Origin of the sequence: Nonomuraea sp. NPDC050404, from assembly GCF_040655495.1 — a bacterium.
In the GTDB taxonomy this organism is placed as follows: Bacteria; Actinomycetota; Actinomycetes; order Streptosporangiales; family Streptosporangiaceae; genus Nonomuraea.
In genome coordinates this window covers 599,071-620,941 of record NZ_JBFAKB010000002.1, presented here as the reverse complement: position 1 = coordinate 620,941, position 21,871 = coordinate 599,071, and the positions used below count along the sequence as shown (strand labels likewise).

Genomic DNA, 21,871 nt, shown 5'->3' with positions numbered 1-21,871 from the left:
GTCACGAGAGGAAGGCACGGATTCGCTCCTCGTTGCGGGAAGGGGTTCCGTGCCCATGCTACTCGTCAGTAACTATCCCGAGCACGAGGGCGGCGGTGAGCAGCGCATAGATGACGCCGACCGCCGGCTCCCACAGGTGGGCGCGGGCTCCGAGCAGGGCCGCGACCGCCACGGCCGCGCCCGTCCAGAGCGCCGCGCCCTCTTTTGGACGCGTGCCGTGGCCGGGGTCCCATGGATCGCCAGGTGATCCGCCCGATCGCAGGGCACGCGCCAGCATTCCCACCGCCTCCCGTGCCCACGAAAGGAGGAACAACACCCCGGCGGCGGCACTGAGCATCGACAGACCTTCGGCGGCCCAGCTCAGGACGTCGGCGAAGGAGTGCTGGGCGGCCTGGCGGAACAGGCGCGGAACGGTCCAGCCGAGCAGCAGCGTCACCGCCCAGGCACAGGCGACGGCCGGGCGGGTCAGCAGGCGCGACCTGCCGGAGCGCGCGATGGCGTACAACTCGCGCTCGCGCCGCCGGACCAGCCGGGCGCGGGCGCCCCAGGCGTACTGGGTGATCGCCATCGCGGGCAGCGCGACGGCGAAGATCGCCAGGGAGAGCACGGCGAGCGGCAGCACTTGCTCCCTGGTCGCGGACCTGTCGGCGAGCAGCTGGGCGGTGGTGAGCAGCGCCATGGAGGCGATGAGCGTCACGAGGGCGGCGCGCCTGGAGGTCCTGGCCCTGGCGCGCAGCCCGGCCACCTCCCGGGCGCCCGGGGGAGGGGCCATCTCGGTCAACAACATGACCGTCATGATGGCGTCACCGTACGTGGTGATGCCCCGCATTCGCGGGCTTTGGATGGAGCCCTCGATCGGGGTGAGGAAGGCGTACCGGCCGGGTCACCATCCGATCGGTGAACAGAGACGAACCTCCAAGGATGCTGGTACTTATCCTCCTGATACGGATTTATGACTATGCTTCGCGATCATGGCGCAAGGGGTGAGCCGCATGAGGGAGCAGCAGAGCGAAGCGGTTCTAGGTCGGCAAGTCGCCCCATTACCGCCTTCGCACGGGCCGAAGGGACGGCGTTCCACGCCCGGCCGCAACCCGCTGACGCCTCTCGGCTGGGTGAGCGTGGCGTTGACGTTCGTGCTGGTGGCCGCGGTGCTCGGCGGCTACGGCTACTACCGTTTCCTCTGGTCCGACCTTGAGGTCGAGCCCATCGAGGTGGGCGCGAGCCGCCCGCCGGACACGGGCGCGCTCAACGTGCTGCTCGTCGGCTCCGACTCCCGTGAGGGCGCCAACCAGAAGTACGGCGCCACGACCGTCGGCGCGGGAGAGCGCACGGACACGATCATGCTCCTGCACATCGCCCCGAACCGGGACAACGCGACCATGATCAGCTTCCCGCGCGACTCCATGGTCCAGATTCCCGAGTGCGAGGGCAGGAACGGCGCCGTGCTCACGGGCGGCCTGCGCCAGATCAACTCCGCATTCAACGACGGCGGCATCAACTGCACGATCAAGACCCTGGAGTCCCTCACCAACATCAAGATCAACCACTTCGTGAAGGTCGACTTCGCCGGCTTCAAGGGCATCATCAACGCCATCGGCGGCATCGAGATCTGCCTGCCCAAGGCGGTCAACGACAAGCAGGCCAAGCTCGTGCTCGGCCCCGGCAAGCACGTGGTCAACGGCGAGCAGGCGCTCGGTTACGTGCGCACCAGGTACTCACTCGGCGACGGCAGCGACCTGAGCAGGATCGAGCGCCAGCAGATCTTCCTCACCCAGGTGCTCAAGAAGATCACCGACGGCGGCCTGCTCACCGATCCCGCCAAGCTGAACGACTTCCTGCAGGCCGGCATCAAGGCCGTCACCGTGGACAGCGGACTCGGGCTCGACCGGATGCTGGAGATCGCCAACAGCGTCCAGGGGCTGACGGCCAAGCAACTCAAGGGCATCACGGTGCCCACCGTGCCGTACCCGGAGGACAAGGCCCGGGTGCAGTTCGCCGAGCCGGCCGCGCGCGACTTCTTCGAGGCCGTGCGCAACGACGTCGAGGTCACCGCCAAGCCCACCCCGGGCAAGTCCGCCGCGCCCGAGGTCAAGCGCGAGCAGGTGCGGGTGCAGGTGCTCAACGCCACCGGCGAGCAGGGCAAGGCCCTGCAGGTGGCCGACGCGCTGGCCGCCCAGGGGTTCGTGGTCACGCACGTGGGCAACGCCGCCACGGCCCCGCTCACCAGCATCCGGTACGCCAAGAAGGACGCCACGGACGGGCCCGCCTACGGTGACGCGGTGGCCGGGCGGCTTTCGCAGGACAAGCGCAAGCCGGAGGAGGGCAAGGTCAAGGCGCTGACCTCGCAGCCGTACAAGTCGTCCTCGGCCTCACCCTCGGCCAAGCCGGGCCAGAAGCTCGACGGGCCGGTCATCCAGCTCGTCATCGGCAGGGACTGGCCCGGCGTGCGGGTCCTGACGGCGATTCCCGACTCCCTCAAGGACAAGGTCGTCGACAGCAATACGGACCCGTGCAAGGGAACCCGGTAGGGCGGGTCGCCCCCTCCATGGCGCGACCCGCCTTCCGCCTTCGCTCCCGATCGCTCCCGATTCGCGGGCGTGAGCGCGGTCAGGCCGTCACGCCCGCGTCCACCGGGATCGTCGCGCCCGTGACGGCACGGGCCCCCTCGCCGGCGAGGTAGGACACGGCGGCGGCGATGTCGCCGGGGGAGCAGTAGCGGCCCAGCGCGGTCAGGGCGCGCTCCTCCTCTGCGCCCTCGCTGTCGGCCGGGTTCATCTCGGTGTCCGTTGAGCCGGGGCTGACCAGGTTGGCGGTGATGCCTCGCGGGCCGAGATCCCTGGCCAGGCCCTTGGTCAGGCCGATCAGCGCGGACTTGCTCATCGCGTACGCCGTCCAGCCCGCGTACGGCACCCGGTCGGCCAGGCTGCTGCCGATCATGACAATGCTCGACCCCGCCCGCATGTGCCGGGCCGCCGCCTGTGCCAGCAGGAACGAGGCCCGCGCGTGCACGGCCAGCAGTTCGTCCACCTCGGCGAGCGTCACCTCTTCCAGCGGGCCGTAGGGCGCGATGCCCGCGTTGCCCACCAGCACGTCGAGCCGGCCCAGTTCGCGGACCGTCCGCTCGACCACCTCGGCCTGTGCCCGCGCCTCGGCCGCCTCGGCCCGGAAGGCGACCGCGCGGCCGCCGGCCGCCTCGATCTCCTTGACCAAGGCGGCGGCCCGGTCGCCCGCGCTCCGGTACGTGATCGCCACGTCGAACCCGTCGGCCGCCAGCCGCCGCGCGACGGCCGCGCCGATTCCCCTGCTGCCACCCGTCACCAAGGCCACTCGTCTGGTCATGGTTTCCTCCTCATGCGGAATTGGTTCCGCCTATGACTCTAAGCGGAACCAATTCCGGTTGCAAGCGATGCGAGGATGGTGATCGTGAGACGCGAGCGCACCGACGCGGCCCGCAACCGCGCCAAGATCCTCGCCGCGGCCGAGGCCATCGTCGCCGCCGAAGGGGTGCAGGGGTTGTCCATGGCCGAGGTGGCCGCGGCGGCGGGCGTCGGCGTCGGCACGCTCTACCGGCGGTTCGGAGATCGTTCGGGGCTGGCCTACGCGCTGATCGACGCGCGGGAGCGGGAGTTCCAGGCGGCGTTCGTCGAGGGGCCGCCGCCGCTCGGGCCGGGGCCGGAGCCGGGCGTGCGGGCCGAGGTGTTCCTGCGGGCGCTGACGGACCGGACGGTCGAGCAGCTCGATCTGCTGCTCATGGCGGAGACGGCGGGGCCGCTGGCCCGGTTCGGCGGGGCGTACGACGCCTATCACGCTCACCTGGCCATGCTGATCGGCCGGGCGCGCCCGGGGGCCGATGTGCACTGCCTGGCCGACGCGCTTCTGGCGCCGCTCGCGGCGCCGCTGCTCGTCCACCGGGTCCGGGAGGGCGGCGTGGCGGTCGAACGGGTGAAGGACGCGCTCGTCGAGTTGCTCGCCGGGATCCTTGGCGGCCGTTGAGCTGTCGGCGGAAAGATCGTCATACCCGCGCTCATGGTGCGGGAAACGCCTCTGGGGCGGATGTTACGGAGAGTAATTTTAGGGAAACAAGTGAAATATCCGGACAAGTAATGGTAGGAAGGGGCGCGGTCCGAATTCGTATCAGAGAGGTTCCACGGTGGCGCGCGACGAGAACGACAGGCCATACGAGGATGGGCAGGGTAGGTCGTTAAACCCGGAGCTGACGGGTGACGTGCTCTCGCCACGGTGGAGCACCGACGACACCGACGAGCAGCCTGCCATCCAGGTCGTCGGCAACGAGACCTACATCCTCCCGATGGACAAGCCATCCTTCGGTGAGCAGCCTCGGGACGTGCTCGACGACCCCGCCCCGCGCGACCCGCGCGACGTGCTCGGCGGGGCCGCTCACCACGACGTGCTGAGCGGCTCGCAGGCCGGTGGGCGCGGTGACGTGTTCGACGGCCCCGACGCCCCCTACGACCTGGGCGGGCCGTCCGACGGCGCCTACGACGCGGGCCGGGCGGGCGACTTCGGCCGTGCCACGCACGACGTACGGGATGAGCAGCACGACCTGTACGCGGCGCAGCGCGAGGACGCTGACCTGCACAAGAGCGACCCGTACGCGGCGCTGCGCGAGGACATCGAGCGGCAGGACCGCGACCCTTACGCCGCGCTGCGCGAGGACAGCGACCTGCACAAGAGCGACCCGTACGCGGCGCTGCGCGAAGAGGGCGATCGGCACGACGACGACCCCTACGCCGCACTGCGCGAGGACAGCGGGCCGCACCGGGTGGAGGACGACAATCCCTACCTGCCGCTGGACCGCGGCTACGACACGGCGCGCTCGGACGACCGCGAGGAGGAGCAGCCCAAGCGCGGTTTCCTCGGCTCGGGCTGGACCGACAACTCCGGCGACTCGGGCGACTCCGGCGGGCGTTCCGGCGGTGGGCGCTCCGATGAGGGACGTTACGAGGGCGGGCGCTCCGAGGGCGGCGGCGCGGGCGAGGTTCGCCGCCGTACCAGGGTGCTGCTGGTGGCGGCCGTCGCGGTCGTGCTGGTCGGCGTGGGCGCCGGCTGGATGCTCACCGGTACGTCCGACGACCCGTGCGCCGGCGCCCAGTGCGCCAGCGCGGGCACCGTCACCTCCCCCTCCGAGTCGGCCGCTCCCGAGGAGAGCGAGCCGGTCGAGGAGGAGACCGAGGAGCCGGCGGCAACCGAAGAGCCCACCGATTCGGACACCGGAAGGCCGACCGAGACCGAGGCCGCAACTCCTCCCCGGACGCAGCAGCGGGCGGACCAGCCCGGTACGCGTGAGGACGAGCCGCAGGCCCGTTCGACGCCCACGCGCGAGCGTCAGGAGGAGAACTCCGAGCCCACGAGGAAGCCTCGCGAGCAGCAGAGCCAGTCCTCCACGACGAACAATGACAACAACACCGGTTCTCCGGACGTGGACAGTGGCGGTAACTCCTCCCCCCGGTCCAACGACACGGGTGACTCGGGGGACACGGGCAACACGGGCGACACCGGCTCTGACGTGGGTTCGGACAACCCGGTCGAGGACGCGGAGCCCGCGCCGGTGGAGGACAAGGGCCTGCTCGACATCCTGTTCCCCTGGCTGTGACCCGACGGTTGTAGTGCCCTGTCCTTCTCGGTTCTCGGACAGGGTCCGGGCCATGTGTCCGGGTGGTTAAGCAGCGATGACCAGGTGATTGTCGCGGCGGGTCCCGTCCTCCTGGGCGGGGCTCGCTGTGCTCGTGGGCCGTGGGCGTGGCAGGATGCGGATCCAGGTGCCGGTCTGGCAGACTTGGAAACCGCTTTCCGGGAGGTCACGTGGTCACGCTTGAAGACGTCGCCAAGCAGGCGGGCGTCTCGCTCGCGACCGCCTCGCGGGTGCTCAACGGCAGCACCCGTCAGGTCGGCGCGACTCTGCGGGCGCGCGTCGAGCAGGCCGCGGACGAGCTCGGCTACCGGGCCAACATCGCCGCCCAGACGCTGGCCCGTGGGGCGAGCAACGTCATCGGCATCGTCGTGCACGACCTGACCGACCCCTACTTCGCGGCCCTGGCCGACGGGGCGATGCGGGCGGCGGCCACCGAGGGCCTGCTGGTCATGGTGGGCACCACGCATCGCGATCCGGAGCAGGAGATCGCGTACGTGGCGACGCTGCATGCCCAGCGCGTACGGGCGGTGCTGCTCGTCGGCTCGCGCGTCGCCGATCCGGGCGTCACCGGCCGCCTGCGCGAGGAGCTGGCCCGTTACCAGGAGGGCGGCGGCCGGGCGGCCTGCGTGGGGCAGGACCTGCTGGGCGTGGACACCGTCGCGCCCGCCAACCGGCAGGGCGCGGCGGCACTGGCCAGGGAGCTGGCCGGGCTCGGGCATACGAGGTTCGCGGTGCTGGCGGGGCCGCCGCACCTGGTCACGGCGGCCGACCGGTGCGCCGGGTTCACCGAGGCGCTCGACTCGCTCGGGTTGCCCGCGCCGCAGGTGATCCGCGGGCCCTTCGATCGTGACGGCGGATATGCGGCCGCCCAGCAGGTCGGGGACGCGACGTGTGTGTTCGCGGTCAACGATGTGATGGCGGTAGGGGCGCTGGCGGCCTATCGGGAGCGCGGGGTCAGGGTGCCCGAGGACGTCTCGGTGGCCGGCTTCGACGACATTGTCACTCTGCGTGATCATGTGCCCGCTCTGACGACCGTGCGGCTGCCGTTGAAGGACATGGGGGCGCGGGCGCTGGAGCTGGCGCTGAACGAGGACGAGCCGATCGTGGTCGAGCAGGTCGCCGGCGAGGTCGTGCTGAGAGCGAGCGTCCGGAGAATGGCGTGAGGTCGGTGCGCTGAGAACGCGTCCAAGAGCGGCGCGAGGCCGTGGTTGATCGGCGGGAGAGCGTCCGGTAGGTGGCGGGAGGCTCCAGGGATGATGCGGAGATGGGTGTGAAGCTGGCGGTCAGCACGCTGGGGATGCCTGGCGAAGGGCTGGACAGGGCGATCGAGATCGCGGCCGGGCAGGGGTGCCAGGGGCTGGAGCTGCGGCTGCATCCCGACACCGGGGTGCACGCGGGGCTGGGCCCCGAGGAGCGGGCTTCGGTCAGGGAGCGGATCGAGGGCGCAGGTCTGGAAATTTCCGCCCTCGCCGGATATGTCGGCATCTGCGAGCCGGGTCCCGACGAGCCGGTCATCGAGGCGCTCATCGCCGACCTGCGCCTGGCCGCCGACCTCGGCGCGCCCGGCGTGCGGGTGTTCCCGCGCGGCGACGACCCGGCCGTCGGCGCCCGCCGCCTCAAGGCGGTCTCCGGTACGGCCGGCGACCTCGGCCGCCGCGTACTGGTCGAGACCCACGACAGCATGGCGACCGGCGAGGCGATGGCCGTGCTGCTCGCCGAGGCGGCCTGCCCCGAGACGACCGGCGCGATCTGGGACCTGCTGCACCCGTGGCGCCATGGCGAGTCGCCGGTCCGCACCCTGGCCGCGCTGCGCCCCTACCTGGCGTATGTGCAGGTCAAGGATGCGGTCTCGGCGCAGGACACCACGCCGGTGCCGATGTGGACGGGCTCGGTGCCGCTGGATGAGGCGGGCGAGTTGTTGCGCGGGGCCGGGTTCGACGGGTGGGTGTCGCTGGAGTGGGAGCGCACCTGGTATCCGCAGGTGGCTCCGGTCGAGGAGATCCTGCCCGGCGCGGCCGAGTGGGTGCGGCGTTTCGCACCTTAACCGCTTAGATGGGGGGATGTCCGCATTTAGAAGTAAGGTGCTCGTCGTCGGCATGGACGGGCTGCGGTTCGACCGGCTGATCGCCTTGGACGCTCCCGTGCTGGCGGGGCTGATGTCCGCCGGCGCGTACGGCACCAGCAAACTCCCCTACGGCGAGGCCGGAACGCCACGCACGGAAGAACCCACCGAGGTAGTCCCCAAGACCCCCGAGCCAGCCGAGGCTATCGGGCGAACCCCCGGGCCCGCCCCCAGCACCCCCGAGTCCGACGGCGGCCGGGAGATCCGGTCGCGTACCGATTCCGGTCCCGGCTGGTCGTCGATTGCCACCGGCGTCTGGCCCGACAAGCATGGTGTCGTGGACAACGGCTTCGCGAACCCCCAGTTCCAGAAATTTCCGGACTTCCTGACTCGGGTGAAGCGGGCCCGCCCCGACCTGCGTACCGCCGCGCTCTTCTCCTGGGCAGCCCTTGCCGAGCACAACGCGTTCGGCCCGGAGATCGACCACCGCCTCGCCCTCGACGGGTACGCCATCGGCTGGTCCAATGCCGACAAGCAGGTAGCCGACGCCGCCGAGCGTCACCTGGCCGAGCAGGACCCGGACGCGATGTTCGTCTACCTCGGCGACACCGACGAGGTGGCCCACGACCTCGGCCCGCACTGCCCCGAGTACGCCGCCGCCCTCCACCTCCAGGACGCCTACCTGGGCCGCCTGCTCGACACGATCCGCGCGCGGCCCTCGTACCGGGACGAGCGCTGGACGGTCCTGGTCACGACCGACCACGGCCACGTGGACGAGGGCGGCCACGGCGGCACCTCCGACGAGGAACGCACGGTCTTCGTGATCTTGAACCGGCTCGGTGAGGATCTGGGCGGTCACCGGCTCGACGGGCCTCGCCTGGTGGACGTGGGACCGACGGCCCTGGCCGTGCTGGGCGTCCCCGTCGATCCGGTATGGGACCTGGACGGTACACCGCTTTTCATCAATTGTTGAATTCTTGCCCGGGAAGCGGCACACTGGAATGACAGGAGGCTGAACGGCGGGAGAGCGCGGGATGAAGACGGCCCTGGACTTCACCGAGATCGACGCGGGCATGCTCGCCGAGGTGGGCGGCAAGGGGGCCAACCTCGGCGAGCTCACCAGGGCCGGGCTGCCCGTGCCGCCGGGCTGGGTGCTCACGACGGAGGCGTACCGGCAGGTCGCGCAGGGGCTGGAGACCGAAGGGGACGGGCTGGCCGAGCGGGCCAGGCGGCACCTGCTGGAGGCTCCGGTGCCGGACGCCGTGCACGAGGTGATCGTGAAGTCCTACGCCGCGCTCGGCCACGACGTGCCGGTCGCGGTGCGTTCCTCCGCCACCGCCGAGGACCTGCCGTTCGCCAGCTTCGCCGGGCAGCAGGACACCTTCCTCAACGTGGTGGGCGCACAGGCGGTGGTGGAGGCGGTCCGGCGCTGCTGGGCCTCGCTCTGGACCGACCGCGCCGTGGCCTACCGCGAGTCCAACGGCATCGACCACGCCGCCGTCCGGCTGGCGGTGGTCGTGCAGGTGATGGTGGACGCGCGGGTGGCCGGCGTGATGTTCACCGCCAACCCCGTCACGGGCCGGCGGCGCGAGGCCGTGATCGACGCCAGCCCCGGACTCGGCGAGGCGGTGGTGTCCGGAGCGGTCAACCCCGACCGCTTCCTCGTCTTCGGCGGCGAGATCCTGGAACGCCAAGCGGGCGACAAGCTCATGTCCATCCGCTCCCTGCCCGGCGGCGGCACCGAACGCGTCGAGACGACCCACGACGGCCTCTGCCTGACCGACGCCGAGGTGCGGAAACTCGCCGCACTGGGCACCCGCGTCGAGAACCATTACGGCGCGCCCCAGGACACCGAGTGGGCCATCGACGGCGACGACACGCTCTGGCTCACCCAGGCCAGGCCGATCACCACGCTCTACCCGTTGCCGGAACCGGTTTCCGGCGACCTGCGGGTCTACTTCTCGGTCAACGTCGTGCAGGGCGTGATGGGGCCGCTCACGCCGATGGGGCTGGCGGCGTTCAAGGTGATCAGCGGGGGAGGCGCGGGTCTGGTGGGACGCGCGCCCGCCGACCTCCTCGACGGCGCGAGTTTCCTGCGGGTCTCCGGCCAGCGGCTCTGGCTCGACATCACCGCCGCCGTACGCAGCCGCCCCGGCCGCGCCATCCTGCCGCGCCTGATGGCGGTCGGCGAGGCCCGCGCCGTGAGCGTCATGGAGCGGCTGTTCGAGGACCCGCGCCTGCCCCTCGCACACACCTCCCCGCGCCCCTTCCTGCGCGGTGCGGCCCGCTTCGCCCGGAACATCCGCGTCCCCGCCCGCCTCCTGACGGCACTCACCAGGCCGGACAAGGTCCTGGCGGACACTGTCCGGCTCGGCGAAGAGCTGGACAGAAGGCTCAGGGTGCCCGGCTCCGCGACCCCCGAGCAGCGCCTGAAGCACGCCGAGCTGGTGCTCGCGCGCACCTTTCCGCTGATCATCTCGATCATGCCGTACGCGCTGTCCGGGTACGGCCTGTTCGCGCTGGCCTCGAAGCTGTCCGGCGTGCCCATCGGCGAGATGAGCGACGTCCTGCGCAGCGTGCCGCACAACCCGACCACCGAGATGGACCTGGAGCTGTGGCACCTGGCCACCCGCGTCGAGCCGGCACCGTTCAGGGAGCGAACCGTACCCGAACTGGTCGACCTCTACCGGAGCGGACAACTCCCGCCGATCGCCCAGCGCGAGATCACGACGTTCCTCGGCAAGTACGGCCACCGCGGCGTCGCCGAGATCGACCTGGGCGTGCCGCGCTGGTCGGAGGAGCCCGCGCACATCCTCGGCGTGCTGGCCAACTACCTGCGCATGAACGAGGAGGGCCTGGCGCCGTCCGAGATGTTCGCCAGGGGAGAGCGGGAGGCGCGCGCCGCCATCGACCGCGTGGCGGCACGGGCCCGGGGGAAGGCGCGCTGGCGGGCCACAGTGGTGCGCTTCGCCCTCCGGCGCACCCGCAAGTATGCCGGACTGCGCGAACTGCCCAAGTTCTACCTGGTCAAGACCCTCGCGGCGGTACGACGCAGCCTGCTGGCAGTGGGGGAGCACCTGGTGAGCCAGGGCGGGCTGGCCGCCGCCGACGACGTGTTCTTCCTGGACCTGCGGGAGACCAGGGCCGCCTTGAACGGAGGCGACCTGCGGGAGCTGGTGGCCGGGCGGCGGGCGGCGTACGAGCAGGAGCGGCGCCGCAGGCACGTGCCCCGGGTGCTGCTCTCCGACGGCACCGAGCCCGAGGCCCTGTCGCAGCCCGCCGCCTCCGAGGGCGCGCTGACCGGTACTCCCGCCTCGGCCGGCACGGTCACCGGCGTGGCCAGGGTCGTGCTCGACCCGACCGGCGCGCACCTGGAGCCGGGCGAGATCCTGGTCTGCCCCTCGACGGACCCCGGCTGGACGCCGCTGTTCCTGACGGCGGGCGGGCTGGTGATGGAGATGGGCGGCGCGATGTCACACGGCGCGGTGGTGGCCAGGGAGTACGGCATCCCGGCCGTCGTCGGCGTACCGAACGCCACCGACCGGATCGCCTCCGGCGAGGAGATCACGGTGAACGGCGCGGCGGGAACGGTGACGACCGCCCCATAGCCACCACCTCGGCCGCCACAGCCCCGACGATCACGACCGCCCCCATCAGCACCACCGGCCGAAACGGCTCACCGAGCACGAGAACAGCGACGAGAAGGGCCACCACGGGCACCGCATAGGAATATGTGCTCACCAGCGACACCGGCGCCGCCCGCAACAGCCAGTTGAACAACGCGAACCCGGCCAGCGAATCGACGACCACGAGATAACCGAAACTCAGCCACGCCACCGCCCCGACTTGGGCCTCCGTGACGCCCGCGATCTCACCGGTGAGAAACCCGGCGACCATGAGCATCAGACCCCCGGCGAGCAACTGCACGACGGTCGCCGGTCGAGTCGGCACGCGTGTGCGCGAGGCCCCCAGCGTGCCCGCCGCCCACGCGACGGAGGCCACCACGACGACCACACCCCACCCCGACCAGCCCTGATCCCCGCCAGAGCCCGCGCCCAGCACCACCGCCACCCCGGCGAACCCCGCCAGCAACCGCACCACGCCCCCACCCGACGGCCGATCACCGCACAGCGCCCGCAACACCGCCACCCACAAGGGAATGGCCGCGACCAGCAGCGCCGCCGTCCCCGCGTACACGTGCCGCATCGCGACCGCGATCGTCCCCTGCGCACCCAGCAGGCACAGCCCGACCCCTGCGGACACCCCGATCTGACGGCGGCTCAGCCCGCGCAACGCTCCCGGCCGCAGGGCGGCGAGCACGAGACCCGCCGCCAGGAAGACGGCCCCGGACGCGAGCAGCGGCGGCAGACCCGACACCATCACCCGCATGGCGGGAAACGACGACCCCCAGCACACCCAGAGCAGCACCATCGCCGCCAGCACTCTGCACATCCCGCAAAGCTAGGCTGACGTGCTCCTATGTGTCCAACAACTAGCAATCATGGAGCTAATGACCCAAACTCATGATGGCTGCAACACGCAGAATTCGTTGCCGTCGGGATCGGCGAGCACATGCCACGTCCAGCCGTCCTCCTCCACCGGATCGTCGGTGACGCGCCGCGCTCCCAAGCCCACCAGCCGGGCCACCTCCGACTCCAGATCGGGTACGCGCAGATCCAGATGCATCCGGTTCTTGGCCGACTTCGGCTCAGGCACCCGCTGCAACAGCACCTCGACGCCGTTGCCACCCGGAGGCCGCAGGCTCCGATAGCGCCCGGCCGGGTCCAGCTCGGCGGTGTAACCCAGCGCCCCGCACCAGAACGCGCCGGACCGGTCCAGGTCGGCGCAGTCCAGGACCACCACCAGCACAACATCGTCTCGCCCGCCGAAACGAGCCGGCCCGACACTCATAGCGGCACGCTACGCCAGCACCTATGCATCGACCAACTGAACACGGCAAATGACATGACTCACTATCATGATGTCCGTGGAAATAGCCGTCGGCCAGGTCGAAGCCCTGCTGGCCCTGGACGAACACAGCAGCTTCACCCGGGCCGCGCAAGCACTCGGCGTGACCCAGTCAGGGGTCAGCCGCGCCATCGCCGCCCTCGAACGCCACCTCGGCGCGCCCGTCGTACATCGCCACCCCGGCGGCGCCTCACTGACGGCCCTGGGGCGCGAGGTCGCCACGCACGGCCGCGCCGCCGTCGAGCATCTGCGCGCCATCGAGGCCCTGGCCGAACGCGTACGGCCCGACCGGCTGCGGGTGGGTGCGGTGGCCAGCGCGCTCGTCCGGCTGGTCCCGGAGGCGCTGGCGAAGCTCGGCCCCGAGCGTCCGGCCCTCGTCCTCCAGGGTGAGGACGAAGAACTGCCGGTCTGGCTGTCAGCCGGCACCATCGACCTGGCCATCACCACCACTCCTCCCGACGCTGCCACAGCACCGCAGCCCGATGCGCACCCGGCGGTCGGCAAGAACCGCGCGACACCACCCGCCGCGACACCACCCGCCGCGACGCGGTCACCCGCCGCTCGCCCGGCCGGAGAAAACGACCACCCGGCCGGCGGGGAGGACCGTGCGGCTGACGGGCAGGACCCTACGGTTGGCGGCGGGGAGACGCAGGGCGAGTTCGCCGACGAATTCCTCGCCGTCCTGCCCCGGCGGCACCCGCTGGCGCGCCACGACCGAGTCGCCCTGGCCGACCTGATGGCGGCGGGCGTCGCCGATCCCGGCGGCACCTGCGGCCCGCTGCTGGCCGCCGGTTTCGCCGCGCACGGCGTCGAGTGGCGCCCGGCCCACGTCGTACGGGACGTCGCGACCGTGCTGGCCATGGCGGAGGCCGAAATCACCGCAGGAGTCGTCCCCTCGATCGCCGCACCCCGCCCGACTCCCCCGAACGTGGTGCTGCTGCCCCTGGACCCTCCGCTGCACCGTACGATCTACGTCCGCCACCACCCCGGCAACCCTCAAGCCGCACTGCTCGCCAAGCTGCTGGTCAAACGCTAGATCATCCGAAACCGGGACCAATACGGACAGCGAGCGCTATCGTGACCGCGTGTCCGAGACCTACTGGAACCACAACGTCCATTACCAGAGCCTGGTCATGAAGCTCATGCCCGCGCACTGCGAGCGGGCGCTCGACATCGGTTGCGGCGACGGTCTGCTGGCGAGCAAACTGGCCGCCCGCGTCGGCAACGTGACCGCCGCCGACCGTTCCCCCGAGGCCATCGCCCTGGCCTGCGAGCGCTACGGCAACGTGGACAACATCGAGTTCGTCACGGCCGACTACCTCGACGACCCACGCGGCCTGCTCCCCGAGGGCAAGTACGACTTCATCACCGCCGTCGCCGTCACCCACCACGCCGACTTCCGCCAGTCCGCCGACGCCCTGACCCACCTGCTCGCCCCGGGCGGCCGCCTGGTCGTCATCGGCCTGGCCCTGAACCGCTCACCCCTCGACTGGCTCATCAGCGGCGCCGGCCAGGTCGCCTCCCGCCTCCAACGCCTCCGCCACGGCCCCAAAACCGGCCCCGGCAAGAGCGTCCCCGCCATGGACCCCGTCCTGTCCTGGGCCGAAACCGGCCGCCTGGCCCGCCAGGCGCTACCGGGCTGCCAGTTCCGCCGCCTGCTCCTGCGCCGCTACCTGCTGCTCTGGGACAAGCCGTAATAGGGCTAGCCGTCTCCTTCGGAGAGGATCTACGGCGGTGGATCAGGCGCGACAACGTCGCGAGCCAGAGCCGGTCGGCGCCACCCCGCCGAGGCCGGCTGCCGAGCTGACGGCGGAGGACCTGGTTCTGGTGATGGAGCACCAGCACCTCAACATCTTTGGACAGATCTGAGTGGATCAGCACCGTCAGCAGGTCGAACAAGCCCCTGACCAGCCGGTAGGCAAGCGACAACAACACCTGGCGATGGTCGCGGTCGCTGGCTTGATCATGCAGCAGACCCCAGTTCAGCACGAAACCGTATTTCCGAGCGGGACAGGATCGGCAGCTGACGCAGGCATGCTCAGGAACGCCTGAGGCCCCGAAGGCGCGTACGCAGGTGCCGATGGACACCTTCCGTTCCTCGAGAATTGCCGAGTCCAGGGCCTCCTTCAGCGCAGAGCGATGCCTGTGTCCGTGGGACGGAGCGCCTCCTGGAGCAGGCCCGCGCCATGGCCCGCCAGCCAGCGGTCGAAGCGCAGCAGGAAGGGGAACTCCGCGCGCAACGCGTCGAGGTCCGCGTTTCCCACCAGTCTGCCGCTGTCGACGAGTGCCACCGTTTTGCCGAGGATCTCATCCTGGGCCAGCAGTGTCGCCGGCAGGCGGCTGTAGCTGATCTGCCGGCCGCTGGCCTGGGTCAGGTGCTCGGCCAGGGCGTTGCCGGTGAGAGTGTCACCGGCGATCTCCACGGTGCGGCCGGCGTAGCGATCGGGTGAATCGAAGACCGCGGCGACGATCCGGCCGATATCGCGTACCGCGATGAATTGCATGGCCTGGTCGGGGCGCATCAGGAAAGAGAGGTGTCCCCGGTCGAGGCCCATTCCGGGGAGCAACAGGATCTCCATGAACGTGGCCGGCCGAATGATGGTTCCGGCGATGTTCAGATTCCGGACATGAGCCTCGATACCGCTCTTGGTGTCGAGATGGGCGACGCCTGTTGGCGTCGGCCCCGCGGCGACCGTCGAGCTGTAGACGAGGTGGGCGACGCCGCAGCGCCCGGCGATGTCGGCCACCGTCGTACCGAAGCGCACCTCGTCCTCGTTGGTCACGTCGGCGCCGGCCTGGCCGGAATTCGGCTGGACGCTGAAGACGCCATGGGCGTCGGAGAAGGCCGCGCGGAGTGACTCCGGATCGCCGAGGTCACCGCGCACGATCTCGACGCCAGAGGCGGAGAGGGACCTGGCCCGGTGGCCGGACGGATCGCGCACGACCGCGCGCACCGCCCAGCCACCGGCCCGCAGTGCCGCGGCGACCGATCCTCCCTGCTGTCCCGTGGCGCCCAGGACGACGACGGGTTTGTTGATGCCGGTCATGCCGATCACGCTGCGCTTTCGGTGATCACGGTCGTGGTCCTGACGAGCCGGTTGCCGGCCAGGCCGATGACTTGGTTCGTTCGCTGCGGAAACGTGCTGGTCATAGGCGTGCTCCAGAGTGCGGAAGGGATGATTCGCGCTGGCGTTCGCTACGCTAGAACCTGACGCCAGCGTCAGGTGCAAGCCGGACGTGGAATCAAGTCTGGAGGCCGGGGTGCGGATCGGAGAGGTCGCCGCCAAGGCGGGCGTCAGCGTCAGGGCGCTGCGCTACTACGAACAGCAGGACTTGCTGCACTCCACTCGGAATTCGGGTGGCCAGCGCCAGTATCCGGCCGGTGCCGTCGAACGGGTCAGGCTGATCCAGCAGCTCTACTCCGTGGGCCTGCCCAGCAGAACCATCCGCCACGTCCTGCCGTTCGCTGACTCCGATGAGGTGCCACCGGAGCTGCTGGAGCTGCTCGCGGCCGAACGCGACCGCCTCGACCGGCAGATGACGGATCTGCGGAAAGTGCGCAACCGGCTGAACGACTGCATCACCGAGGCGCGCGAGCAGGACCCGCGCCCCCTCGGCCACGCCACCTACACCTCGGTCCTGCCCGGCGGAGCGGTCAGTAGCGGCTGAACGCGCCCTACTCCTTGACCGCGTATGCCTCGGCTCGCCGCTCGATCTCCAGGGCCGATCGGCCGCTGAAGTGGGCGGGCAGGACCAAGGCTGTGGTGCCGGCCGCCCAGCCGAGCAGGCGGCGCCGGGTGGCACGAGTCTGGGCCGGGTCCTCACAGCCTCGATGGAGGGGCGTTTTCGGAGCACGGGCGTGGCGGGGGATACCACAGCCCGCCGACGACAGAGCCGACCGCATCGAAGCCGTCAAACGCCTGGCTGAGCCTGCTGCTGATACCGCACCTCGAACAGATGGCCACCCTTGATCAGAACGGATGCTTCGACGGGGCGCTCATTGTCACTGCGGATCACACGAAACTGCCTGATCACCGGTACGTCTGCCGGTAGGTCCAGCATGACGACCTCTTCCGTTCGCGGTTGACGTACCGAAACCCGGTCCTCGAACGTCGGCTGCGGAAAGCCCAACTCGGCAAGCACTTTCGGGGCCCCGCCCTTGATCTTTCCTTGCCCGGCGAGGGACGTCCCCTCGGCGATGGCCAAGGGATAATACGACCACGAGAGCTCGATGGGTTCTCCGGCGTGAAGCAAGGTACGGTGCCGCTCCACGCAGCGCTCATCTTTGTCGAGATCAAGCGCGTGCGCGACGTCGGCCGGCGGCTCGACCGCGCGTACATGCAGGAGGTCGTAGCTTTGACGCGCTCGCCGGGCTGAAGCCCGACGATTCTGGTCTGTGTCGCTTTCGTTCACGCGGCGACACTTCCTTGGCTTCCTGCTTCGACGGGCCGTGCCGGGCTCGCGCCCGGCCTTACCGGCCCTCCACAGGCGTTTTGCCTCTCCACCCGTCCGGCGGCGAGGATATTGAGTGCGGCGTTGCCGTCCCGGTCGTGGGCCGCACCACAGGAGCAGGTCCACTCCCGCACCGACAGGGGCATGTCCTGCCGTACGGCCCCACATACCGAGCACAGCTTGCTACTCGGGAACCAGCGACTGACCTTGACGAAGGTCCTGCCATACAGACGCGCCTTATACTCCAGCATGGCCATGAACGCCGACCAGCCCGCATCATGCACGCTCTTGGCCAGCCGGGTGCGCGCCAATCCCCTGACCGCCAGGTCCTCCACATACACCGCTTGATTCTCGCGGATGATCTGCGTGGAGAGCTGGTGGTGGAACTCGCGGCGCGCGTCGGCGACCTTGGCGTGCTGCCGGGCGGCCACAAGCCGGGCCTTGGCCCGGTTCTTGGAGCCTTCTTCCTTGCGAGACAGGGACTTTTGCGCCCGCTTGAGTTTCTTCTCCGCCCGCCGCAGGAATCGGGGCGCATCGATCTTCCGCCCGTCCGACAGGACAGCGAAGTGTCCAAGACCCAGGTCGATCCCGGTCTCGATCCCGGTTTCCGGCAGAGGTGAGGCGCTGACCTCCACGACGAAAGACGCGAAATACCGGCCCGCCGCATCCTTGATCACGCTCACGCTGGACGGCTCGGAGGGTATCGCCCGCGACCAGTGCACTGCCACGTCTCCGATCTTCGGCAAGCGCAGTTTTCCGCCCGGCGTGATCGAGAATCGGGCGTTGCGGGTGAACCGGATCGCCTGCCGGTTGTCCTTGCGGGACCGGAACCGAGGAGCGCCCAGCTTCGGGCCTTTTCGCTGGCCCGATGAGGAGGCGAAGAAGTTGCGGAACGCCCTCGTGCAGTCGGCCAGCGCTTGCTGGAGCACCACCGCCGACACCTCGCCCAGCCACACCCGGTCGGGGCGCTTCTTCGCCTCGGTGATGATGAGCCGGGACAGGTCGGCGTCGGTGACGAACGGCAGGCCGGCCTCATGGGCGTCGTTACGCAGCCGCAGCGCGTCGTTGAACACCACCCGCGCGCAACCGAACGCCTTGGCCAGCTCGATGTGCTGGCCCGGTGTCGGGTCGAGGCGGAAGCTGTAACGCAGCTGCACACGATCACCCTACTATTGGTTTATGGCGGAGTACAGCACTATCAGGACTGGCAGGCACTGCGTCTTTGCCCTGCACGCTCATTTGGTTTTCGTCACGAAGTTTCGCCATCGCGTGTTCAACGGCGAACACCTGACACGACTGGAAGAAATCATGAGGGATGTGTGCGCCGACTTCGAGACCGAACTGCGCGAGTTCAACGGCGAACACAACCACGTCCACCTGCTGGTGAACTTCCCACCCAAGATCGCCCTGTCCAAACTCGTCAACTCGTTGAAAGGGGTGTCCTCCCGGCGGCTGCGCCAGGAGTTCCCCGAACTGGCCGCCCACTACTACCGGGCAAACAAACTGTGGTCAGGGTCCTACTTCGCCGGGTCGGTAGACGGCGCTCCCATCAGTGTCCTGCGCCAGTACATCGAGCAACAGAACCGGCCGGTCTGAGCGGGGTAGACACCGGTCCGCCCGGCGGCGAATCGACTGCCCTTGCCCCGCTACGCGAGACGGTCGGCTTCACCCCCGGCCTGAAGGCCGGAGCACTACCGACGATTCTGGTAGCCGCCCGGGGCAGGGGTCTTGTAGGCGGTGGCGGTGACGACGAACGGCTGCCGCTGCCGTACGAAGACACCTCTGCCGGGCTGTCCCTCCAGAAGGCTCTCGTCTTTCAGGAGCTTGATCGCCCCTTGGACGGTCGCAGCCGCGCACCCGTACTGCTTCCGCCAGCTGCGGTGTCGAGGGCAGTTGCGCACCGGTGGGGAGAAGCCCGGACATGACCTGAGCTCGCAAGTCTGCGGCAACCTGCTGATGCCGCGGTCGGCTGTCGACCCGTTTCACCACGTTCGGTCTTCCTCGTGTTCATACCGCAGCTCCCGGCCGCTGGCGATCATCGTCATCACGGTGCACTCGAACGGGGTGCCGACGTTGTCAAAGGTCACGCGACGAAGCATGAGAACCCAGTCATTCGCATCGAGATGGAGCAGGTTCCGCTCGATCGCTGTATTAGGCCGGGCGCTCACCGTCTCCTGGACTTTGTGCGCGTTGTAACCCAGTTCGGCGAGCAGTCTCACCGCTCCGCCACGGATCTTGCTCGAATGCGCAAGGGGCGTGCCGCGAGCGATGAACGCGGGATAGTAGGAGTCGGCGAGTTCGATCGGTGCGCCGTCCAGCAGCACCATCCGTCGCCGAACCACCACTCGGCCATCGCTCTCGATGTTGAGATCGCGAGCGATGTCCGCGGGAGCGGGGATCTCGCTGACTTCACGCAGTTCGTTCGTGCCTACGTGGCCTCGCTGGGCGGCTTCTTCGGTCCACGCGTCGGGTTCCCCTTCGCGGCGAGGCCGAATGTAGGGAGCTGAGGTGTTGGCCCAACCTGACGGTCGCATGACCTTCTCCTCCGTGAGGCTACGGGAGCGGTGTCGTCATTGCTGAGGAGGAGCGGCGACCACGAATGTACCGCGACCGGGTACGGTCCGGACCGCTCCTCGTTCGTTGAGTGAGCGGATCGCCGCCCGCACGGTGTTGCGGCTGACGTTGAACTCCGCACACATCTCGGCCTCCGAAGGGATGGCACGGTTCGGTTGATAGCTGCCATCCTCGATCCGCTCCAGCACGACGGCCGCAATCTGCTGGTAGATCGGGTCCGGTCCGAGCAGGTCAATTGTCATGTAACCGAACCTAAGCGGCCAAGCCGGGAGATGAACGTCTAGGTACAGGTGGTGACAGGACAGTACGTCCTGGCTTACTATCGTCTCGTGACTGCCTGTCGCGACCAACTTGGAGGTCGGCATGTGCATGGAGGACTTTCACGGCCCGCACCTGGAGTTTCCGAAGGAGGGGCACGCCAAGATCGAGTGGTCCAAGCCGGTGGGCAGGTCCGTCGCTTTCCGGGTCAGGGCCCACACCTGCAGCCTGGAGCCGACCACGTACGAGCTGTGCGTGACGGGCGGCCTGAGCCACATCCGCCGGACCGTCAGGACCGCCGACGGTGACCGGGTCAGGGAGAGTCGGTGGATGCGGGTCGCAGAGGCGAAGCTGCTCTGGGACGCTCTGCTTGAAGGGCGTGCGCGGTAAGAGGGCCATCCCTCGAATGGAGGATGCCGGGCGCACGATCGGGCGATGCCGCCGACCGGGCCGTACCGGCAGGCTCGGAGCATGACGGTGATCGAGGTCGAGGACCTCCACAAGAGCTACGGGCACACCCGGGCGGTGGGCGGAGTGTCGTTCGAGGTGGCGCGTGGGGAGACGTTCGGCGTCCTGGGGCACAACGGGGCGGGCAAGACCACCACGGTGGAGTGCCTGATCGGGCTGCGTAAGCCGGACTCGGGGCGGATCCGGGTCTTCGGTGAGGACCCTGGACGGCGTCGCAGGGCGCTGGCCCGGCGTACGGGTGTGCAGTTGCAGGAGAGTGAGTTGCCCGACCGCATCAGGGTGGTCGAGGCGATGCGGCTGTTCGCCTCCTTCTACGACCGGCCCGACGACTGGCGGGCGGTGCTGGAACGGTGGGACCTCGGGCCGATCGGGGGCAAGGCGTACGCGGATCTGTCGGGTGGGCAGAAGCAGCGGCTCAAGCTCGCGCTGGCCCTGGTCGGTGCGCCCGAGCTGGTGGTGCTCGACGAGCTGACCACCGGGCTGGATCCCGTGGCCCGGCGCGAGACATGGACGCTCATCGGCGACCTCAAGGCGTCGGGGACGACGGTGGTGCTCGTCAGCCACTTCATGGACGAGGCCGAGGAGTTGTGCGATCGGGTGGCGGTGTTCCGGCGGGGGCGGATCGTGGCGCTCGGCAGTCCGCGCGGGCTGGTCGCGGAGACCGGGACCGGGTCGCTGGAGGAGGCGTACCTGGAGCTGACGGGGGAGCGCCGGGATGGGGTGGAGGCGTGATGAGGGCGTTCGCGCATCTGTCGGCGACGGAGTTGCGGCTGTTGTCCAGGGATCCGTCGAGTCTGTTCTTCATGGTCGCCTTTCCGGCCATGTTGCTGATCCTGAACGGCGGCTCCGAGACCCTGGAAATCTTCGTGCCGGGTTATCTGGCGATGATCCTGGCCATCGGCGGGATCGCCACGCTGCCCGCCGTCATGGCCACCTATCGGGAACGCAAGGTGCTGCGCCGGATCGCCACCACCCCGGTCTCGCCGCTGGTGGTGCTCACCGCGCAGATCGCGGCGCAGCTCGCGATGGCCCTGGCGGGTGCGGTCATCGTGGCCGGGGTGGCGGTGTTCTGGTTCGGGGTGGCGCTGCCCAGGAATCCCGCCCTGCTGGTGCTGGCCTTCCTGGCGTGCGCCTTGCTGTGTTACGCCATCGGCTTCGTGATCGCCGCCGTCGCGCCTCGTGCTCGGGCGGCCGAGTTGATGGGGATGCTGATCATGTTCCCGATGATTTTTCTTGGGGGTGCGGCCATTCCGCGCGAGGGCCTGTCGGGTGAGCTGAGCGAGATCGGCCAGCATCTCCCGCTCACCTATGCCGTGACCGCGTTGCGGGAGAGCTGGCTTGGCAACCCGACGATAACTCCCTATATCGTCCTTACTGGGATAATCGTCCTCGGCACTGCCGCAGCGGTGGCGCTGTTCCGCTGGGAGTGAGCTGAC

The 21,871-nt window shown here is 69.6% G+C and carries 24 protein-coding genes; 15 read left to right on the top strand and 9 right to left on the bottom strand.

Annotated elements, in window-relative coordinates; all coding sequences use genetic code 11:
• Positions 1 to 58: 58 nt before the first annotated feature.
• Positions 59 to 829: a hypothetical protein gene (locus tag AB0I81_RS08120; protein WP_360651899.1), complete on the bottom strand. Its 771-nt coding sequence runs from the start codon at positions 827 to 829 to the stop codon at positions 59 to 61.
• 283 nt (positions 830 to 1,112) lie between these two features.
• Between AB0I81_RS08120 and AB0I81_RS08115 the strand changes: the two genes are divergently transcribed.
• Entirely contained in the window at positions 1,113 to 2,528 is a 1,416-nt protein-coding gene (locus AB0I81_RS08115) for an LCP family protein (RefSeq protein ID WP_360651896.1), read from the top strand.
• A 79-nt stretch (positions 2,529 to 2,607) separates the two neighbouring features.
• Here AB0I81_RS08115 and AB0I81_RS08110 read toward each other — a convergent pair whose 3' ends face one another.
• A complete protein-coding gene (locus AB0I81_RS08110) occupies positions 2,608 to 3,339 on the bottom strand; it encodes an SDR family oxidoreductase (RefSeq protein WP_360651893.1) in 732 nt (243 codons plus the stop codon).
• 84 nt (positions 3,340 to 3,423) lie between these two features.
• Here AB0I81_RS08110 and AB0I81_RS08105 point away from each other — a divergent pair, with 84 nt between their 5' ends.
• The 6 genes from AB0I81_RS08105 to AB0I81_RS08080 all read left to right on the top strand — a co-directional run bounded on the left by AB0I81_RS08105 (position 3,424) and on the right by AB0I81_RS08080 (position 11,323).
• Positions 3,424 to 3,993: a TetR family transcriptional regulator gene (locus AB0I81_RS08105; RefSeq protein WP_360651890.1), complete on the top strand. Its 570-nt coding sequence runs from the start codon at positions 3,424 to 3,426 to the stop codon at positions 3,991 to 3,993.
• 232 nt (positions 3,994 to 4,225) lie between these two features.
• Positions 4,226 to 5,614 (top strand): hypothetical protein, encoded by a 1,389-nt coding sequence (locus AB0I81_RS08100; protein ID WP_360651887.1) that lies wholly within the window; start codon positions 4,226 to 4,228, stop codon positions 5,612 to 5,614.
• Positions 5,615 to 5,823: 209 nt separating this feature from the next.
• Positions 5,824 to 6,816, top strand: a complete 993-nt coding sequence (locus AB0I81_RS08095; protein WP_360651884.1) for a LacI family DNA-binding transcriptional regulator — start codon at positions 5,824 to 5,826, stop codon at positions 6,814 to 6,816.
• A 101-nt stretch (positions 6,817 to 6,917) separates the two neighbouring features.
• Positions 6,918 to 7,697 (top strand): sugar phosphate isomerase/epimerase, encoded by a 780-nt coding sequence (locus tag AB0I81_RS08090; protein ID WP_360651881.1) that lies wholly within the window; start codon positions 6,918 to 6,920, stop codon positions 7,695 to 7,697.
• 16 nt (positions 7,698 to 7,713) lie between these two features.
• Entirely contained in the window at positions 7,714 to 8,688 is a 975-nt protein-coding gene (locus AB0I81_RS08085) for an alkaline phosphatase family protein (protein WP_360651878.1), read from the top strand.
• 61 nt (positions 8,689 to 8,749) lie between these two features.
• On the top strand, positions 8,750 to 11,323 hold the full coding sequence (locus AB0I81_RS08080) for a PEP/pyruvate-binding domain-containing protein (RefSeq protein ID WP_360651875.1): 2,574 nt from the start codon (positions 8,750 to 8,752) through the stop codon (positions 11,321 to 11,323).
• Here the strand turns inward: AB0I81_RS08080 and AB0I81_RS08075 are convergent.
• Positions 11,280 to 12,167 carry an EamA family transporter gene (locus AB0I81_RS08075; protein ID WP_360651872.1) on the bottom strand — a complete coding sequence of 296 codons (888 nt, stop codon included), beginning with the start codon at positions 12,165 to 12,167 and terminating at the stop codon, positions 11,280 to 11,282. The genes AB0I81_RS08080 and AB0I81_RS08075 overlap by 44 nt on opposite strands.
• Positions 12,168 to 12,236: 69 nt before the next feature.
• A complete protein-coding gene (locus tag AB0I81_RS08070; RefSeq protein WP_360651869.1) occupies positions 12,237 to 12,626 on the bottom strand; it encodes a VOC family protein in 390 nt (129 codons plus the stop codon).
• 76 nt (positions 12,627 to 12,702) lie between these two features.
• Here AB0I81_RS08070 and AB0I81_RS08065 point away from each other — a divergent pair, with 76 nt between their 5' ends.
• The 3 genes from AB0I81_RS08065 to AB0I81_RS08055 are packed head-to-tail and all read left to right on the top strand — an operon-like array spanning position 12,703 to position 14,552.
• Positions 12,703 to 13,719, top strand: coding sequence for a LysR family transcriptional regulator (locus tag AB0I81_RS08065; protein WP_360651866.1), 1,017 nt, complete (start codon positions 12,703 to 12,705; stop codon positions 13,717 to 13,719).
• 49 nt (positions 13,720 to 13,768) lie between these two features.
• Positions 13,769 to 14,380 (top strand): class I SAM-dependent methyltransferase, encoded by a 612-nt coding sequence (locus AB0I81_RS08060; protein ID WP_360651864.1) that lies wholly within the window; start codon positions 13,769 to 13,771, stop codon positions 14,378 to 14,380.
• Between the two features lie 37 nt (positions 14,381 to 14,417).
• A complete protein-coding gene (locus tag AB0I81_RS08055; RefSeq protein ID WP_360651861.1) occupies positions 14,418 to 14,552 on the top strand; it encodes a hypothetical protein in 135 nt (44 codons plus the stop codon).
• Between the two features lie 257 nt (positions 14,553 to 14,809).
• Here AB0I81_RS08055 and AB0I81_RS08050 read toward each other — a convergent pair whose 3' ends face one another.
• Complete coding sequence (locus AB0I81_RS08050) at positions 14,810 to 15,730, bottom strand: NmrA/HSCARG family protein (RefSeq protein ID WP_360651858.1); 921 nt, start codon at positions 15,728 to 15,730, stop codon at positions 14,810 to 14,812.
• A 190-nt stretch (positions 15,731 to 15,920) separates the two neighbouring features.
• On the opposite strand from AB0I81_RS08050, the gene AB0I81_RS08045 reads away from it, so the two are divergent.
• Entirely contained in the window at positions 15,921 to 16,352 is a 432-nt protein-coding gene (locus tag AB0I81_RS08045) for a MerR family transcriptional regulator (RefSeq protein WP_360651855.1), read from the top strand.
• A 243-nt stretch (positions 16,353 to 16,595) separates the two neighbouring features.
• On the opposite strand, the gene AB0I81_RS08040 is transcribed toward AB0I81_RS08045, so the two are convergent.
• Positions 16,596 to 17,096 carry a UTRA domain-containing protein gene (locus AB0I81_RS08040; protein ID WP_360651853.1) on the bottom strand — a complete coding sequence of 167 codons (501 nt, stop codon included), beginning with the start codon at positions 17,094 to 17,096 and terminating at the stop codon, positions 16,596 to 16,598.
• Positions 17,093 to 18,292: a transposase gene (locus AB0I81_RS08035; RefSeq protein WP_360651850.1), complete on the bottom strand. Its 1,200-nt coding sequence runs from the start codon at positions 18,290 to 18,292 to the stop codon at positions 17,093 to 17,095. The genes AB0I81_RS08040 and AB0I81_RS08035 overlap by 4 nt, the downstream gene beginning before the upstream one ends.
• A gap of 22 nt (positions 18,293 to 18,314) precedes the next feature.
• Between AB0I81_RS08035 and tnpA the strand changes: the two genes are divergently transcribed.
• On the top strand, positions 18,315 to 18,731 hold the full coding sequence (tnpA, locus tag AB0I81_RS08030) for an IS200/IS605 family transposase (RefSeq protein ID WP_360651847.1): 417 nt from the start codon (positions 18,315 to 18,317) through the stop codon (positions 18,729 to 18,731).
• A 386-nt stretch (positions 18,732 to 19,117) separates the two neighbouring features.
• On the opposite strand, the gene AB0I81_RS08025 is transcribed toward tnpA, so the two are convergent.
• Positions 19,118 to 19,669 (bottom strand): UTRA domain-containing protein, encoded by a 552-nt coding sequence (locus AB0I81_RS08025; protein ID WP_360651844.1) that lies wholly within the window; start codon positions 19,667 to 19,669, stop codon positions 19,118 to 19,120.
• A gap of 36 nt (positions 19,670 to 19,705) precedes the next feature.
• Entirely contained in the window at positions 19,706 to 19,951 is a 246-nt protein-coding gene (locus AB0I81_RS08020; RefSeq protein WP_360651841.1) for a GntR family transcriptional regulator, read from the bottom strand.
• A gap of 127 nt (positions 19,952 to 20,078) precedes the next feature.
• On the opposite strand from AB0I81_RS08020, the gene AB0I81_RS08015 reads away from it, so the two are divergent.
• The 3 genes from AB0I81_RS08015 (at position 20,079) to AB0I81_RS08005 (ending at position 21,865) form a co-directional block, all read left to right on the top strand.
• A complete protein-coding gene (locus tag AB0I81_RS08015; RefSeq protein WP_360651839.1) occupies positions 20,079 to 20,357 on the top strand; it encodes a hypothetical protein in 279 nt (92 codons plus the stop codon).
• 81 nt (positions 20,358 to 20,438) lie between these two features.
• Complete coding sequence (locus AB0I81_RS08010; RefSeq protein ID WP_360651836.1) at positions 20,439 to 21,167, top strand: ABC transporter ATP-binding protein; 729 nt, start codon at positions 20,439 to 20,441, stop codon at positions 21,165 to 21,167.
• Positions 21,167 to 21,865: an ABC transporter permease gene (locus AB0I81_RS08005; protein ID WP_360651833.1), complete on the top strand. Its 699-nt coding sequence runs from the start codon at positions 21,167 to 21,169 to the stop codon at positions 21,863 to 21,865. Before AB0I81_RS08010 ends, AB0I81_RS08005 begins: the two co-directional genes overlap by 1 nt.
• Positions 21,866 to 21,871 lie beyond the last annotated feature (6 nt).